The sequence below is a fragment of the Streptomyces sp. GESEQ-35 genome (assembly GCF_017948485.1).
Classification (GTDB): Bacteria; Actinomycetota; Actinomycetes; order Streptomycetales; family Streptomycetaceae; genus Streptomyces.
Genome location: NZ_JAFFSX010000005.1, coordinates 443,271 through 457,117, shown reverse-complemented (window position 1 = coordinate 457,117; position 13,847 = coordinate 443,271). Strand labels below are relative to the sequence as shown.

Here is a 13,847-nt window from a genome sequence, read left to right as displayed (position 1 = left end):
ATGAAACGGTGGCGGCCGCTGATGGGTGGCCTCGGAATTCGGAGCACGTCTTCTCCTGTGCCGCCGAAGCGGCGGGGGGGGGGGGGGTGGGGGGGGAAGGGTGGGTCAGCCGTTGTATCCCGCGAAGACCTTCGTGAACTCCCAGGGCTGCTGGGAGACGCCTGAGCAGGAGTCGGCCGGGCCGCCCGTGCAGGGCCGGTCGCGGTTGACCGACCAGAACGTCAGCCGTGCCAGCTGGTGCTCCTGGGCATAGCCGAGGATGGTGCGGAAATCGTCGACGGTCACCGTCTCGCTGTTGTCGGTGATGCCGTTCATCGAGGAGATGCCGGAGTGCCGGTACGCCTCGTCGTCCGTGTAGCCGTACGCGTTCTTGACCGCGTTCTTCAGCCCCTCGGCGGCCTGGACGGTGAGGTCGCCCATGTTCTGGCCGGCGCCGCCGAAGTTGAACGGCATGATCGTCCAGCTGTCGACGGTGAGCCCGGACGCGGCCGCCTTGTCGATCAGGCTGCTGTCGGGGCCGCTCTGGCCGGAGCCGAAGGTGACGTACACCTTGATCCCGGGGTTGTCGGCCTTGATGGTCTTGAGGGCGTCGACCGTGCGCTGCTGCACGGTCGGGCTGTCGTAGGCCTCGGCCTCGATGTCGATGTCGATCGCCTTGAGCCCGTAGGCGTCGATGACCTTCTGGTACGCGGCGGCCAACTCACCCGCGCTGCCGCAGGAGCTCTCCAGCTTGTTGCCGCTCCAGCCGCCGAAGGACGGGATGACATCGCCGCCTGCTCCTCGGACGGTGTCGATGGTCTGCTGGTCCACTCCCCCGGTCAGCGGGCGGCTGCCGTCCCACTGCGGGTTGCAGGTGCCGTTGCTGAGGACGAACGCAAGCGTGAACCAGTTGACGCCCGTCTCGTTCATCACGGTCGTGGGGTCGGGCGGGCTGCCCCAGCCATTGTAGAGGTACGGCGCGACGGCCATGGACGCGGTGGGCGCCGGCTCTTCCGCGTCGGCGAGGGTGGCGCCGGCGCCGGTGAGCAGAACGGCGATGGCTGCTGTGCACAGGAGCCTTTTGGTCATCGGATGACGGTCCGTTTCGCGTGGGGGGATGAATTTGCAGGTGCATGACAGACCAGCGCACCCACTTAGTTCACCTCATGATCTAAGGAGTGAGGGAATACTCTGTCAAGGGTCTGGTACGGACCAGCCGTGCCCACGTGCGGCAGGGCTGGGGTTTCACGGTGAACCCTGAATCCGCTTCCTCGGCATTGCTCCTGCGCCGGACACGGCGGCCTCCAGGAGGCGGCGGAAAGTAGGGCATTCCAGATGGCTCGGGGCGGGGCAGTCAGCGGCATGCCGCAGGGAGTCACGCAGGACGCCCAGTTCACGGATCCGGCCGTCCAGCTCCTCCGCCTTGGCCGCGAGCATCGGCCGGTCGATGCGCGGCCGTCCGTCCGGCGCGAGCATGCGCGCGATCTCGTCGAGCGAGAACCCCGCGGTGCGCCCCAACGTGATCAGTGCCAGGCGTTCCAGTACGCCGGGATCGTACTGACGGCGCAGCCCCCGTCTGCCGGTCGGGGCGATCAGCCCTTTCTCCTCGTAGAAGCGCAGCGTCGAGGCGGGAACCCCGGCGCGATGCGCGACCTCGGCGATGTCCAGGTGTGTCATCCCCTTGACTTCAAGTCGACTTGAAGTAGAACGCTGGCATCCCGGCCCGACGAAGGCAACCACAGGAGATGAACATGGACGTCACGCGCAGGACCGACGACGGACAGGCGGCTCGTTGGAAGGGGGCCGCCGGCCACGCCTGGGTCGAGGCACAGGCGGTGTTGGACGAGGTGCTCAGGCCGTTTGAGGACCTGCTGGTCGAAGCCGTGTCCGGCGAGCACGGAGGCCATGTGCTCGATGTCGGCTGCGGCACCGGCGGCACCACGCTGGCCGTCGCGCGACGGCTCGGTCCGGCGGGGCACTGCGTAGGCATCGACATCTCCGAACCAGTGATCACCGCCGCCCGGGGGCGCGTCGAGAAGGAGGGCACACCGGCGTCCTTCATCTGCGCCGACGCACAGGAGTACGCATTCGAACCCGCCGCCTTCGACACCGTCATCTCGCGCTTCGGCGTCATGTTCTTCGACGACGCCGTCCGAGCCTTCGCGAACCTTCGGCGCGCTGTGAGGGACGAGGGCGGGCTCCGCTTCATCGCCTGGCGCGGCCCCGCGGAGAATCCGTTCATGACGACGGCCGAGCGCGCCGCGGCACCGCTCCTGCCGAGCCTCCCCGCCCGCCGACCGGACGAGCCGGGACAGTTCGCCTTCGCTGACTCGGACAACGTCCACCGCATCCTGGTGGAGAGCGGTTGGGCCGGCATCGACATCAGGCCGGTCGACGTGGTCTGCACCCTGCCGGAGAGTGAACTGGTCGGTTACTTCACGCGACTCGGTCCGGTCGGCATGATCCTGCGGGAGGCGGACGAGCGGACCCGGGCGCAGGTCATCGAGACGGTCCGCGCCGCGTTCGACACCTTTGTGCAGGGCACGGAAGTCCGCTTCACCGGGGCCTGCTGGATGGTGAGCGCCCGGGCGTCGTCCGAGTGATCAGTGGATCGCGAACTGGACCCGGGTCGCCTGCACGGCGTCCGGCCGGAGCGCGATGCCATCGACGGTGAGCTGTTCTCCGAAGATGTCGGTGATCCTGATCGCGCCGCCACACCCGCTGCCGTCTTCGGAGATGAAGTAGTTGTATTCGGTTCGCGGCAGTTGACGCCAGCCGCCGCCGGCGCGGACCTCCAGCCGGGCCACCGGATTGCGGTGGCCGATCGCCTGGATGCCGCACCAGTATCGGCTGGATCCGGTCTTGTACCGGATGGAGAGCGTATCCGCGCCACTGGGGCTCACCAGCTGCCACGTGATCGGGATCCGGCCGGCCGAGGGCGCGGCGAGCTTGGCGAAAGCCTCCGCACTGAGGTCGATCTGACCGGGCGCGCACTCCCCTGGGCACTCATTGGTGATGCGGACGGTGATGGAGGCTCCGTTGCCGGCGCGGACGAGCACGTACGCCCCGCATGCCTTGCCCGACTCGTAGTCGGTGTGGTTCATCGCCCCGGTCAGCACGTCACTGCTCGGGTCGTAGAGACAGGCGCCGGTGCCGTCCGAGTCGTAGAAGGTGGCGACTCCTCGGTAGGAGGCGCCGGGTCGTATGCGGCCGGCCAACAGTGCGGTGTCGGACGCCGATTGGGGCGTCTCCGTGGCCGACGGCTTCGCAGAGGCGGAGGCCTCCGGCGGGGTTTCCTTCGCCGACGGCTTCGCCGAGGTGTCCGTCGCGCGGGGAGATGCGGACGGGGAGCCCGTCGCGGGCGGGCGGTTCGCCCGGGACCCGGCGACGGGTGTGGCCGGGGCGGCTCCGGCGTCGGCGTCGCGGTCCGGGAGGAGCACGACGATCAGGGAGGCGACGATGATCGCCGCGGCCGCCGATATGAACAGCCAGCGTCTGTGCACCGGACCTCCTCGACGGCCACCACCCGCTGCCGTGACGGACAGAAGCAGCGATCGTGCCAGACCCGGAAGCACGCCGACAACCCCGAATTTCGGGGCGCGGTGGGGGCCGGCCGGCCGCGAAACCTTTCGTGTATCCGGCAACCCTTTTCCGGGCGCGGGCGACAGGCGCATAGTGATGACGCCGTTCTACGCGCCCGACGAAGGAACAAGATGACACGGAAGAACGCCCTGGTCGTCCGAGGCGGATGGGAGGGGCACCGGCCGGTCCAGGCCACGGAGTTGTTTCTGCCCTTCCTGCACAGCAGCGGATACACCGTCCGGATCGAGGAGTCGACCGACATCTACGCCGACGCCGCCGAGATGGCCGGCACCGATCTCGTCCTCCAGTGCATCTCGATGTCGGAGATCACCGCCGAGCAGCTGTCGGGACTGAGCGCGGCGGTCGAGGCCGGCACCGGCTTCACCGGCTGGCACGGCGGGATCTGCGACTCGTTCCGTGCCTCCTCCGACTATCTCCACCTGGTGGGAGGACAGTTCGCGACCCACCCCGGCAAGGAACCGTGTGAACGTCAGGGAGAGGCGGAGGACAATTTCCTGCCGCACACCGTCACCATTTCCGAACTCGGCCGCGAGCACCCCGTCACGGCGGGCATCGAGGACTTCGAGCTCTGCACCGAGCAGTACTGGGTACTGCACGACGACCTCATCGACGTACTGGCCACCACCACCCATCCCGCCCGGCCGTGGCAGCCCTGGCACCGGCCGGTCACCTCGCCGGCGGTCTGGACCCGACGCTGGGGCGCCGGACGCGTCGTGGTGACGACACCGGGGCACAGCCTCGACGTGCTGGAGAACCCCAGCGTCCGCACCATCATCGAGAGGGGCATGCTGTGGGCGACGCGCACCGCATCGGCGTCGTAGGTCTCGGAGTCATCTCCCGCGCGTATCTGGACACGCTGGGCGGCCACCCCGCGGTGCGCGTCACCGCGGTCGCCGACCTCGACGCCTCCCGGTCGGCCGCGGTCGCCGCCGAACTGCCCGGCGTAGCGGCGCCGGCCGTCGAGGAGTTGCTGAGCAGCCCGGACGTGGACACGGTACTGAATCTCACCGTCCCCGCGGCCCACGCCGAGATCGCCCTCGGCGCCATCGGCCACGGGAAGAACGTCTACGGCGAGAAGCCGCTGGCCGCCGAACTCGTCGACGCCCACGCCGTCATGGAGGCCGCCGCTCGGGCAGGCGTCGGCGTGGGGTGCGCGCCGGACACCGTCCTGGGCACCGGAGTCCAGACGGCACGGGCGGCGGTGGAGGCAGGGAGCATCGGACGCCCCTTGTTCGCCACGGCCGTGATGGTCACCCCCGGACACGAACGCTGGCATCCCCACCCCGACTTCTACTACACCGCCGGCGGTGGCCCCCTGCTGGACATGGGGCCGTACTACCTCGCTTCCCTGATCCATCTGCTGGGTCCGGTGCGGGCCGTCATCGGGGCGGCCGGGCGACTGCGCACCGAGCGCGTCATCGGCTCCGGCCCGCGCGCGGGCGAGCGGATACCGGTCGAGGTCGACAGTCATGTCTCCGGTGTGCTGGAGCACGCGGGAGGGACCCTGACGACGATCACCACGAGCTTCGACGGTGTGGCCACCACAGCCGCGCCGATCGAGGTCCACGGCGAGACGGGGACCCTCTCGGTTCCGGATCCGAACCGCTTCGACGGTGCCGTACGGCTCTTCGAACTCGGCGACACACAGTGGCGCACGCTCCCGCCCTCCGCCGGCTACGTCGACGCCGCACGGGGCGTCGGTCTGCTCGACTTCATCGCCGCCGACGGCCGGCGGGCAGCCCGCGCGAACGGTGACCTCGCCCTGCATGTGCTGGAGACGATGGACGCCCTGCTCCGCTCCTCGACCGAGGGGCGGCGCATCGAGCTGACGACGTCGGCAGAGCCACCCGTCCCCGTTCCGCTGACGGCCGCCGCGGAGTGGAGAGGAGCCGCCGCCGGTTGAAGCCGGCGGGTGTCAGTCCACGGGCCAGGTGTGCGCGGGTGCGTTGAGGTGCATGTAGTCCTTGTACGTCGTCGTCATCAGCCGCAGCGCCTCCCGCCGGTCCGAGGTGACGGTCTTCTCCAGGTGGTGGACCGTCTCGGCCTGCCACAGGGCGCCGTTGCGGGCGGTGACGCAGCGCTGCTCGATGATGCCGAGCATCGGTTCGCGCCACGTCGCGTCCAGGCCGGCCAGCTCCAGGCCGCGATGGGCCAGGGGCAGCAGGCGCCGCAACACCAGCTCGGTGACCGGCACTTCACCCATGCCGGGCCAGTACAGGCGGGCGTCGATACCGTCGCGGGCCGCGGTGTGGAGATTCTCCTCGGCGACCGAGAAGGACATGCGCGTCCAGACCGGCCGGTCCTCGTCGACGAGCGCACGGGTCAGGCCGTAGTAGAAGGCGCCGTTGGCGATGGTGTCGGCCACGGTGGGGCCGGCGGGTAGTACGCGGTTCTCGATGCGCAGATGCGGCCCGCTGTCGGTGACGGCGTAGACGGGTCGGTTCCAGCGGTAGATCGTGCCGTTGTGCAGTGTCAGTTCCCCCAGTTGCGGAACGCTGCCGTGGTCCAGCGCCTCCTGCGGGTCCTCGTCGTCGCACAGCGGCAGCAGCGCCGGGTAGTAGCGGACGTTCTCCTCGAAGAGGTCGAAGACGCTGGTGATCCACCGTTCTCCGAACCACACCCGAGGCCGTACTCCCTGGGACTTGATCTCCTGCGGGCGGGTGTCGGTGGCCTGCTCGAACAGGGGGATGCGGGACTCGCGCCACAACTCCCTGCCGAAGAGGAAGGGCGAGTTCGCCGCCAGGGCGATCTGCACGCCCGCTACGGCCTGGGCCGCGTTCCAGTAGTCCGCGAACTCCTTCGGGGCGACCTGGAGATGGAACTGGGTACTGGTGCAGGCCGCCTCGGGGGTGATGACGTCGGCGTACATCGACAGGCGCTCCACGCCGTCCACCCTGATCCGCAGATCCTCGCCCCGCGCCGCGAAGATCTGCTCGTTGAGCAGCTGGTACCGCGGATCACCGGACAGGGCGGCCTCGCCCACGTCCGCCTCCCCCAGGGTCGGCAGAATGCCGACCATGATCAGGTGCGCACCCACGGCCGAGGCGCGTTCCTCGGCGTGGTTGAGCGCGTCGCGGATCGTCTGCTCCCAGGCGCCGGGGCCGCCGGCCGTCAGCTGCCGGGGCGGAAGGTTGATCTCCAGGTTGAAGCGGCCCAGCTCGCTCGACCAGGCCGAGTCGGCGATCGCCTGAAGGACCTCGGTGTTGCGCATCGCCGGCCGCCCGGCGTCGTCCACCAGGTTGAGCTCGATCTCCAGACCGACCTGGGGGCGCTCGCTCTCGAAGGCCGACTCGCGCAGCATCTGCGCCAGCACATCGAGGCAGGTGTGCATCTTGTCCCGGTACTGACGGCGGTCCTCCCGCGTGAACACCAGGGCCGGCACGTCACGTCCCATCGTGCCCTCCCGAGTTCCCTCGGCGGATACCTCTCGTCCCAGAGTCGCACCTCGGGCGGCACCCGAACAGTCAGCGCGCAGCCGCGGCCCGGTGAGCGGAATATTGAACGTTCCACGTCTCACGGGCCACACCGGCTTCGGCTACGTTCCGGCGAGAAATGCTTCAGCCCGGACGCGCCCCCAGGTGGGGTCTGCCGCGCGTCCGGGCTGCCTTGCAGTTGAGGGTGTTGTCCAGCAGTTGCGACCTAGGGGCCCACTGCGCGGCGGAGTACGAAGCCACCCGCCCCGCGGCCGTCACCACTACGACTACGACCGCAACGCGCTGAAACCTGCGCATCGACCCCTCGGCGCTTGGTTACTTGGAGTGCTTGTCCCCGTGCGGAGCGTCCCACGTGGCCACAGCGTTGGCCGTCGAGATGGCCACCGCGGTGACGTCCGGAGCGTCTTCCTTGTGGTCGTCGGCGAAGCTGACGCCGGCGCCGAGGGCGGAGAGCCCCGCGAGCGCTGCCGCAACGACCACAGCACGCTGAATCCTGCGCATAGTTGACCCTTTCTCAGGCGGGCACAAAGCCCTGGCTTGGCAATTAGGTGTGATCATATGCACACAAAAGGTAGCTATTTCGGATCTTTGATACCGCCGTGCGCCGTGTCGGATCGCGGCGGCCCAACGAAGACATCGATGCCACAGAGTGATTTCGATACAAGATCATGATGCTCGGCGCGCCATACCGGAACTTCTGTGGTATTTCGTACTAATCTCCGCGCAACGGTACGAAGTCGATCTCTTACAGATCGCACCCACCTCACTCACCGGAGATGACATGCACAAGCTTCGCAAGGCTGCCGTCCTGGTCGCCGCCGTCAGCAGCGTCGGACTGCTCGGCGCCGGCACCGCCGGCGCCAACGGCGGCGACGGTCACGGCGGCAAGGGCGGTAACTACAACGTCCTGCAGAGCTCCGAATGCAAGTCGCACGACCTGAACCTCGACGTTCTCGGGCAGGTCGGGGTGCTCAACGGCGTGCTGGGCCAGGGCCTCAACGGCGAGGGCAACTCGGGCGGCCAGGACACCCACCTGGGTGCGGGCATGGGCTGCAGCAACAGCGCCTTCTAGGCACGCTACGTTCGCGTAGGCGACCAAGAGCGGGAATCAGATCCCGGCACCGAGCCACAGGCCCGGTGCCGGGATCTCCGTCATTGTCCGCTCGTCCACGCATCCGGGCGGGGCGCCAGTACCGCGGAGACCACCGCGTCGGCCGAGGCCATGACGTCGGCCACGAAACGAAGGCGCCCGATGCCGAGCCGGCGCAGCGCTGAGCCGTGGTCGGCGGCGACGACGAGGCAGACCACGAGCAGGAGAAGTCGCCACAGGGCCATCACCGGGCGGCGCATTGCGCGGGGCAGTTCAGCCAGGGAGGCGTGAAGTCGCTCGCAGTGGAAGGGGACATGGCGCTGCTCGTCGGACAGGATCCGTCCCGCCACATCAGAAGCGAGCGAGTCGTCGGCGCCATCGCGCAGAGCCCGGTAGTAACGCAACGCCACCACTTCAGCGATCATCAGCACCAGCAGTTCCAGGCGCAGGCCCATGAGACGCCGCAACCGTACGAAGACCGTGTCGCTCCAGTGGCCGCTCAACGTCGGCATGCCACCCGCGGCCAGCAGCCGGGCCAGCAGGCGGGCGTGGTTCTGTTCCTCGGCGACGAAGAGCCGGACCGCCCGCCCGTAGTCGGCGTCGCCGGCCTGGTCCGCCTTGGCGACAAGGTTGGCGCCGTCGCCGTCCTCGCCGACCTGGAAGCGCTGGATGCCGGCCCACACCGCAGGATGCAGCGTCGCCCGCTGCCCCCAGTCCGGGTCCCCCAGGGCGTGCCGGCGCTCCCGCTCGTCCTCGAACCGCTGAGTCCACTTGGCGAATCCGCCCGCATGCACTGGGTCACCCCTCTCCGGGACACGGCCACCGTGCCCTGGAGAGGGAGGACGCCCGCCGGACACCGAACCGTTCCACTGCCCGTCGTGAGCCTTGTCGGCCTCGTTCCATGACTCTAGACTCAATTGAAATGAAGTAAGTTCAGGTTGCATCGCCACACGCAGTCGGGAGCAGACTCATGCTGGGTTCCTTGGACGGCAAGACCGCGCTCGTCACCGGCGCGGGACAGGGCATCGGGCGGGCGATCGCCGTGGAGATGGCCCGCCAGGGCGCGTCCGCGGTGGCTGTAGCCGACCTGAACAAGGAGACCGCCGCCGAGACGGCGGAGCTGGTGCGCGCCGCCGGTGCGCAGGCCGAGCCGATCGTCTGCGATCTGCGCGTTCGCGACAACATCGCCGAGATGGTGGCGCGTACGGCGGAGCGTTTCGACGGACTCGACGTTCTGGTCAACAACGCCGGTGTGATCGAGACGACGTTCACGGCCGCACCGGACCGTGGCGTCGACTCACTGCCCGAGGAGGTCTGGGACGCCGTCTACGAGGTCAACCTCAAGGCGGTGTGGCTGACGACCAAGTACGCCGCACCCCATCTGCGCCGCTCTTCCCGTGGGCCCGCCATCGTGAACACCGCCTCAGTCTCCGGCCTCACCGGTTTTCCCAACGCCCCCGCCTATGGCGTCACCAAGGCCGACGTCATCCATCTGACCAAGGTCACCGCCGTCGACCTGGCCCCGGTGCGCTGCAACTGCTTCTGTCCCGGTGTCATCGACACCCCACTCGCCCAGGACTACTTCGCCGCCGCCGCGGACCGTGCCGCCATGGAGCATGAACTCACCTCACCTCAGTTGGTGGAGCGGCTCGGCCGTCCGGAGGAGGTCGCCGGGCTGGCGTGCTTTCTGGCCTCCGACGACGCGGCGTTCATCACGGGATCGTCGTACGTGATCGACGGCGGCGCCCTCGCCTGGCTCGGCACCCGGGACTGAAGCCCACTCAACGGTCCCGAGGGCCACCGACAGTGAAGACGAAGGGGATCCGATGCACGCGAGGCTGACCGGGAGGACGGCGCTGGTGACCGGCGCCACCGGAGGCATCGGCGACGCCGTGGTACGACGGCTCGCGGCCGAGGGTGCGGCGGTCGTGGTGACCGACCTCGACGCCGATCGCTGCCGGAAACTCGCCGGAGAGGTCGGGGGCGGCGCCCTGGGGCTGGCCCTGGACGTGTCGGACGAGTCGGCGTGGCGCGAGGCCGTCACCGCGGCGACCGCCGCGCTGGGCGGTCTGTCCGTGCTGGTCAACAACGCCGGTATCGCCGCGATGCACACCGTCGAGACCGAGACGATGGACTCCTGGGACCAGGTCCTCGGCGTGACCCAGACCGGGATGTGGCTCGGCATGAAGTACGGCGGCCCGGCGATCGAGCGCTCGGGCGGCGGCTCGATCGTCAACGTCGCGTCGATCTTCGGCACCGTCGGCGGCTTCGGCGCCCAGTTCTCGTACCACGCGGCCAAGGGCGCCGTACGTCTGATGACGAAGAACGCCGCGCTGCACTGGGCGAAGCGCGGTGTCCGGGTGAACTCCCTGCACCCCGGGTTCATCGAGACGCCCCGGTCCCGCGAACTCTGGCGCGACACGCCCCGGTTGACCGCGATGGTCGAAGGGACACCGCTGGGCCGGCTCGGCACGCCGGAGGAAGTGGCGGCCGCGGTGGCGTTCCTCGCGTCCGACGACGCGAGCTTCATGACCGGGTCCGAGCTCTACGTCGACGGAGGCTGGACGGCGCGTTGAGCCGGCCGCTCCCGAAGAGCCTCAACCAGTCGTAGCCACGTACCAGTTGACCCCGTCGGCCGGCGTCCGTCGGGCGCATCCGCGGGCCACCAGCACATCCAGGTGTGCCGCGGTCTCGTTCACCGCGAGCATCTGGTCGAAGGCGCCCAGCCCCGCGAAGGGCACCCTGCGCCGGGTCCACGCCAAGTCCCCCGCCACGTCGTGTGCGGTGCGCGTACGACCGCCGAGGGCGGCCAGCGTCCCGGCGAGCCGGTCGTCGTGGTGGGCGAGGAGCTCCTCGACCCGGGCGTGCACGCTGTCACCTACCGGGCCGTGCGCGGGCAGCAGCCGGGCGTCGCCGAGGGTGGTCATCAGGCGCAGCGAGTCGAGATAGTCGCCCAACGGCAGTGCGGGGCCCCCGAGTTCGAAGCCGATGGACGGGGTGATGTGGGGCAGGACGTGGTCACCGGAGAACAGCAGCCCCCGCGCCCGGTCGAGGTAGACGACATGTCCCTGGGTGTGGCCGGGCGTCGGCACGACCGTCAACCGGGTGTCCCCGAAGCGGAGTTCCTCCGCGTGCAGCCAGTGGTCGGGTGCCTCCCAGACACCGAGGTCGAACCCGCCGTGGTCCAGTGCGGTGACCCGCTCGGCGAGGTCGTGCGCGCCGGCCCGGCGCAGCGTCTGGAGCGAACCGGCCGGCTGGTCCGTGCGCAGCTCCCCCAGCAGCTCCAGACCACGCCGCTCGCCCGCGCCGAGGTAGACCCGGGAGCCCAGCAGCCTGCGCAGTTCCACGGCCTGGGTGTAGTGGTCGCGATGGATGTGAGTGACGAGAATGTGACTGATCTCTGCGAGATCGTGGCCGAGTTCGGCCAGGGCGTCCTCAAGTGCCTTCCGCGACTCGGGGATCGACCAGCCGCCGTCGATCAGGACCAGCCCCTCCGTCAGCCCCTCCAGCGCGTAGACGTTGACGGCCCGCAGTCCGTCCTCCGGCAGCGAAAGCGGAATGCGGTGGACACCGGGCCGGACGGTCTCCGGTCCGCCCTGCGCCCAACGGCCGCGGTCGAAGCGGGGGGTGCGGGTGGTGCGGGTGGTGGGGGTCGTCATGCATCTCCTTGCCGGTGCTGTTCGTGGTGTGCGGGGAGTCCCGCGTGCAGGTCACGGGCGAGCCTGCGGGCGCCGTGCCGATCGACCTTGCCCACGGTGGTCTGGGGCAACTCGCTGACGACGAAGGCGAATTCGGGCCACTTGGCCTTGGACAGGCCGGTGCCGGCGAGGTGTGCGGTGATGTCGTCGAGGCCGAGTTCCGCGCTGCCGTCCTCGACCACGACGAGCACGGCGGCACGTTCACCGAGGAGCGGGTCGGGTACGGGGGTCACGCAGGCGCGGGCCACCGAGGGGTGAGCGGCGACGGCGCGCTCGATCTCGGTGATGTCGAGGTTGCGTCCGCCGCGGATGATGACGTCCTTCTCCCGGCCCATGACGGTGACCGTGCCGTCCTCGCCCCTCAGCGTCACCGTGAAACAACCTGAGTTCAGTTCAATTTAACTGTAAGCCCACTGCCCCGCCGCCGACAAGAGGCGGGGCGTCGCGCGACGGGGCCGGTCCGCGACAGGGCCGAGGGGCTACTCCGCGACCATCCGCACCACGCACCCCTCGATCATCTCGCTGATCTCCGACAGGGGAATCGCTCCGGTCGGCCGGTACCAGCGCCAGACACTGACGATCACGCCGAGGACGGCCAGACCGATGGTGTGCGCGTCGCGGACCGGGAAGGCGCCCTTCGCCATGCCGCGCATCAGCAGGTTCGTCCAGTCCCGCTCGACCATCTGGACCAGCTGGCGGGCCACGACGCGCTCCGTCTCCTCGCGCTTGGACTTCCGCGGATTGGCCAGCAGGGACATGTTGGCCTGGAGGATGCGCATCTGGCGGATCTCCTGCTCGGTGACCGCGAAGGCGGACCGGACCGCTGCCCGCAACTCCTCGACGGGGTCCGTCTCGTCGGTCGTGGCCTCGACGAACTGGTCGTGGGAGCGCTGGAGTTCCAGGCGCATGATGGTGAGCAGACAGTGGGCCTTGGATTCGAAGTAGTGGTAGAGGGCGGTCTGCCCGATGCCGACCCGGTCGGCCACCTCCGACCACTTGGTGTTCTCGTAGCCGTCCTCGCCGAACCGCTCCACGGCCGCCACGAGGATCGCGCCACGCTTCGACCTGGGCCCCTCCTCCGGATCCACGATCCGCGCCCTTGCCATCGCCTCTCCCTCTGCTCCACGGACGGTACCGATCACCGTTCGGTCGTCCGAGAGTAGACCCGAGTTCAGGTTGGGTACGAATCGCGGACCGGCCGGGTCGGCCCGATCGGTCACGCACCCTCCGGCTGTGTGAAGTCCGGCCGGCGCCCGGCGAGGAACGCCGCCACACCCTCCCTGCCCTGCGCGGACACCGCGGCGGCGGCCAGGTGGCGGGCCTCCGCGTCGAGGTGTTCGTCCAGGCCGGCCGAGAGTGCCCGACCGACGAGCCGCCGGGTCGCCCCGTACGCCGCTGTGGCTCCGCGCGCCAGCGCCCCCGCCGCCTCGACGGCCTCCTCGTGCAACCGCTCGGGGGCGACGATCCGGCTGACCAGCCCCATCTCCAGCGCCTCGGCGGCCGGGACACGCCGGTTGGTCAGCAGCAGGTCCAGGGCCCGCCGTGGTCCGACGAGCCGGGGCAGCGACCAGCTGACGCCGGCGTCCGGTGTGTACCCGATCGCGGTGTACGCGGCCGTGAAGGAGGCGTCGGCCGCCGCGAGACTCACGTCCGCCGCCGTCACGAGTCCCAGTCCGGCCCCCGCGACGGCCCCTTGCGCGGCGACCACCAGCGGAGCGTCCAGCGCGGCGAGGATCCGCAGCGCCTCGTGGAGCGCGTCGGTGACCTCGGTGAGATGCCCTGCCAGGCGCTCCCCGGACAGCGCGGCGAACTCCTTCAAGTCACCACCGTCGCGGAGAACGTGTTGTGCACCCGTCGCCTGATCAGGGCCCGTGACCGGCAGGCCGTCGCGAGGCTGCTGCACTCCGTCGGTCTCGCGGACGTGGCCGACCGCCGCCCCGGTGAGCTGCCGTTCGGCCTCCAGAAGCGACTCGACCTGGCTCGCGCGATGGCAGAGGAACCGAGGTCTGTCGCGGCGGTGCCGGAAGCCCGGCACCGCCGCCG

15 protein-coding genes and 1 pseudogene are annotated in these 13,847 nt (G+C 69.7%); 6 read left to right on the top strand and 10 right to left on the bottom strand.

The window, feature by feature from the left end; translation table 11 throughout:
• Positions 1-105: 105 nt before the first annotated feature.
• Positions 106-975, bottom strand: a pseudogene (locus KCH87_RS13700) (chitinase); the annotation flags it as partial.
• A gap of 249 nt (positions 976-1,224) precedes the next feature.
• Positions 1,225-1,656 (bottom strand): helix-turn-helix domain-containing protein, encoded by a 432-nt coding sequence (locus tag KCH87_RS13695; RefSeq protein WP_210586299.1) that lies wholly within the window; start codon positions 1,654-1,656, stop codon positions 1,225-1,227.
• Between the two features lie 74 nt (positions 1,657-1,730).
• Here KCH87_RS13695 and KCH87_RS13690 point away from each other — a divergent pair, with 74 nt between their 5' ends.
• Complete coding sequence (locus tag KCH87_RS13690) at positions 1,731-2,582, top strand: class I SAM-dependent methyltransferase (RefSeq protein WP_210586298.1); 852 nt, start codon at positions 1,731-1,733, stop codon at positions 2,580-2,582.
• On the opposite strand, the gene KCH87_RS13685 is transcribed toward KCH87_RS13690, so the two are convergent.
• Complete coding sequence (locus tag KCH87_RS13685; RefSeq protein ID WP_308298827.1) at positions 2,583-3,482, bottom strand: expansin EXLX1 family cellulose-binding protein; 900 nt, start codon at positions 3,480-3,482, stop codon at positions 2,583-2,585.
• 210 nt (positions 3,483-3,692) lie between these two features.
• On the opposite strand from KCH87_RS13685, the gene KCH87_RS13680 reads away from it, so the two are divergent.
• Positions 3,693-4,403, top strand: coding sequence for a ThuA domain-containing protein (locus KCH87_RS13680; protein ID WP_210586296.1), 711 nt, complete (start codon positions 3,693-3,695; stop codon positions 4,401-4,403).
• Positions 4,373-5,485, top strand: a complete 1,113-nt coding sequence (locus KCH87_RS13675; protein WP_210586295.1) for a Gfo/Idh/MocA family protein — start codon at positions 4,373-4,375, stop codon at positions 5,483-5,485. The genes KCH87_RS13680 and KCH87_RS13675 overlap by 31 nt, the downstream gene beginning before the upstream one ends.
• 12 nt (positions 5,486-5,497) lie before the next feature.
• Here the strand turns inward: KCH87_RS13675 and KCH87_RS13670 are convergent, their stop codons facing one another.
• Together KCH87_RS13670 and KCH87_RS13665 are read right to left on the bottom strand one after the other, a co-directional pair.
• Positions 5,498-6,976 carry a glutamate-cysteine ligase family protein gene (locus KCH87_RS13670; protein WP_210586294.1) on the bottom strand — a complete coding sequence of 493 codons (1,479 nt, stop codon included), beginning with the start codon at positions 6,974-6,976 and terminating at the stop codon, positions 5,498-5,500.
• A gap of 355 nt (positions 6,977-7,331) precedes the next feature.
• Entirely contained in the window at positions 7,332-7,517 is a 186-nt protein-coding gene (locus KCH87_RS13665) for a hypothetical protein (protein WP_210586293.1), read from the bottom strand.
• A gap of 280 nt (positions 7,518-7,797) precedes the next feature.
• Between KCH87_RS13665 and KCH87_RS13660 the strand changes: the two genes are divergently transcribed.
• Positions 7,798-8,088, top strand: coding sequence for a hypothetical protein (locus tag KCH87_RS13660; protein WP_210586292.1), 291 nt, complete (start codon positions 7,798-7,800; stop codon positions 8,086-8,088).
• Between the two features lie 80 nt (positions 8,089-8,168).
• Here KCH87_RS13660 and KCH87_RS13655 read toward each other — a convergent pair whose 3' ends face one another.
• The gene (locus KCH87_RS13655) at positions 8,169-8,900 is read right to left on the bottom strand and encodes a ferritin-like domain-containing protein (protein WP_210586291.1); all 732 of its coding nucleotides are present in this window, start codon (positions 8,898-8,900) and stop codon (positions 8,169-8,171) included.
• A gap of 176 nt (positions 8,901-9,076) precedes the next feature.
• On the opposite strand from KCH87_RS13655, the gene KCH87_RS13650 reads away from it, so the two are divergent.
• Together KCH87_RS13650 and KCH87_RS13645 are read left to right on the top strand one after the other, a co-directional pair.
• Entirely contained in the window at positions 9,077-9,880 is an 804-nt protein-coding gene (locus KCH87_RS13650) for an SDR family NAD(P)-dependent oxidoreductase (protein ID WP_210586290.1), read from the top strand.
• Between the two features lie 52 nt (positions 9,881-9,932).
• Positions 9,933-10,682: an SDR family NAD(P)-dependent oxidoreductase gene (locus tag KCH87_RS13645; RefSeq protein ID WP_210586289.1), complete on the top strand. Its 750-nt coding sequence runs from the start codon at positions 9,933-9,935 to the stop codon at positions 10,680-10,682.
• A 21-nt stretch (positions 10,683-10,703) separates the two neighbouring features.
• On the opposite strand, the gene KCH87_RS13640 is transcribed toward KCH87_RS13645, so the two are convergent.
• From KCH87_RS13640 to KCH87_RS13625, 4 genes are all read right to left on the bottom strand, one after another.
• Entirely contained in the window at positions 10,704-11,765 is a 1,062-nt protein-coding gene (locus tag KCH87_RS13640) for an MBL fold metallo-hydrolase (protein ID WP_210586288.1), read from the bottom strand.
• Positions 11,762-12,175 (bottom strand): hypothetical protein, encoded by a 414-nt coding sequence (locus KCH87_RS13635; RefSeq protein ID WP_308298826.1) that lies wholly within the window; start codon positions 12,173-12,175, stop codon positions 11,762-11,764. The genes KCH87_RS13640 and KCH87_RS13635 overlap by 4 nt, the downstream gene beginning before the upstream one ends.
• A 108-nt stretch (positions 12,176-12,283) precedes the next feature.
• Positions 12,284-12,910 (bottom strand): TetR/AcrR family transcriptional regulator, encoded by a 627-nt coding sequence (locus KCH87_RS13630; RefSeq protein ID WP_210586287.1) that lies wholly within the window; start codon positions 12,908-12,910, stop codon positions 12,284-12,286.
• A 110-nt stretch (positions 12,911-13,020) separates the two neighbouring features.
• The gene (locus tag KCH87_RS13625) at positions 13,021-13,623 is read right to left on the bottom strand and encodes an enoyl-CoA hydratase/isomerase family protein (RefSeq protein ID WP_247196127.1); all 603 of its coding nucleotides are present in this window, start codon (positions 13,621-13,623) and stop codon (positions 13,021-13,023) included.
• Positions 13,624-13,847: the final 224 nt, after the last annotated feature.

Coding starts and splice junctions, on each gene's coding strand:
- KCH87_RS13695 (WP_210586299.1), bottom strand. CDS start 1,656: ATGACACACCTGGACATCGCCGAGGTCGCGCATCGCGCCGGGGTTCCC.
- KCH87_RS13690 (WP_210586298.1), top strand. CDS start 1,731: ATGGACGTCACGCGCAGGACCGACGACGGACAGGCGGCTCGTTGGAAG.
- KCH87_RS13680 (WP_210586296.1), top strand. CDS start 3,693: ATGACACGGAAGAACGCCCTGGTCGTCCGAGGCGGATGGGAGGGGCAC.
- KCH87_RS13670 (WP_210586294.1), bottom strand. CDS start 6,976: ATGGGACGTGACGTGCCGGCCCTGGTGTTCACGCGGGAGGACCGCCGT.
- KCH87_RS13665 (WP_210586293.1), bottom strand. CDS start 7,517: ATGCGCAGGATTCAGCGTGCTGTGGTCGTTGCGGCAGCGCTCGCGGGG.
- KCH87_RS13660 (WP_210586292.1), top strand. CDS start 7,798: ATGCACAAGCTTCGCAAGGCTGCCGTCCTGGTCGCCGCCGTCAGCAGC.
- KCH87_RS13650 (WP_210586290.1), top strand. CDS start 9,077: ATGCTGGGTTCCTTGGACGGCAAGACCGCGCTCGTCACCGGCGCGGGA.
- KCH87_RS13645 (WP_210586289.1), top strand. CDS start 9,933: ATGCACGCGAGGCTGACCGGGAGGACGGCGCTGGTGACCGGCGCCACC.
- KCH87_RS13640 (WP_210586288.1), bottom strand. CDS start 11,765: ATGACGACCCCCACCACCCGCACCACCCGCACCCCCCGCTTCGACCGC.
- KCH87_RS13630 (WP_210586287.1), bottom strand. CDS start 12,910: ATGGCAAGGGCGCGGATCGTGGATCCGGAGGAGGGGCCCAGGTCGAAG.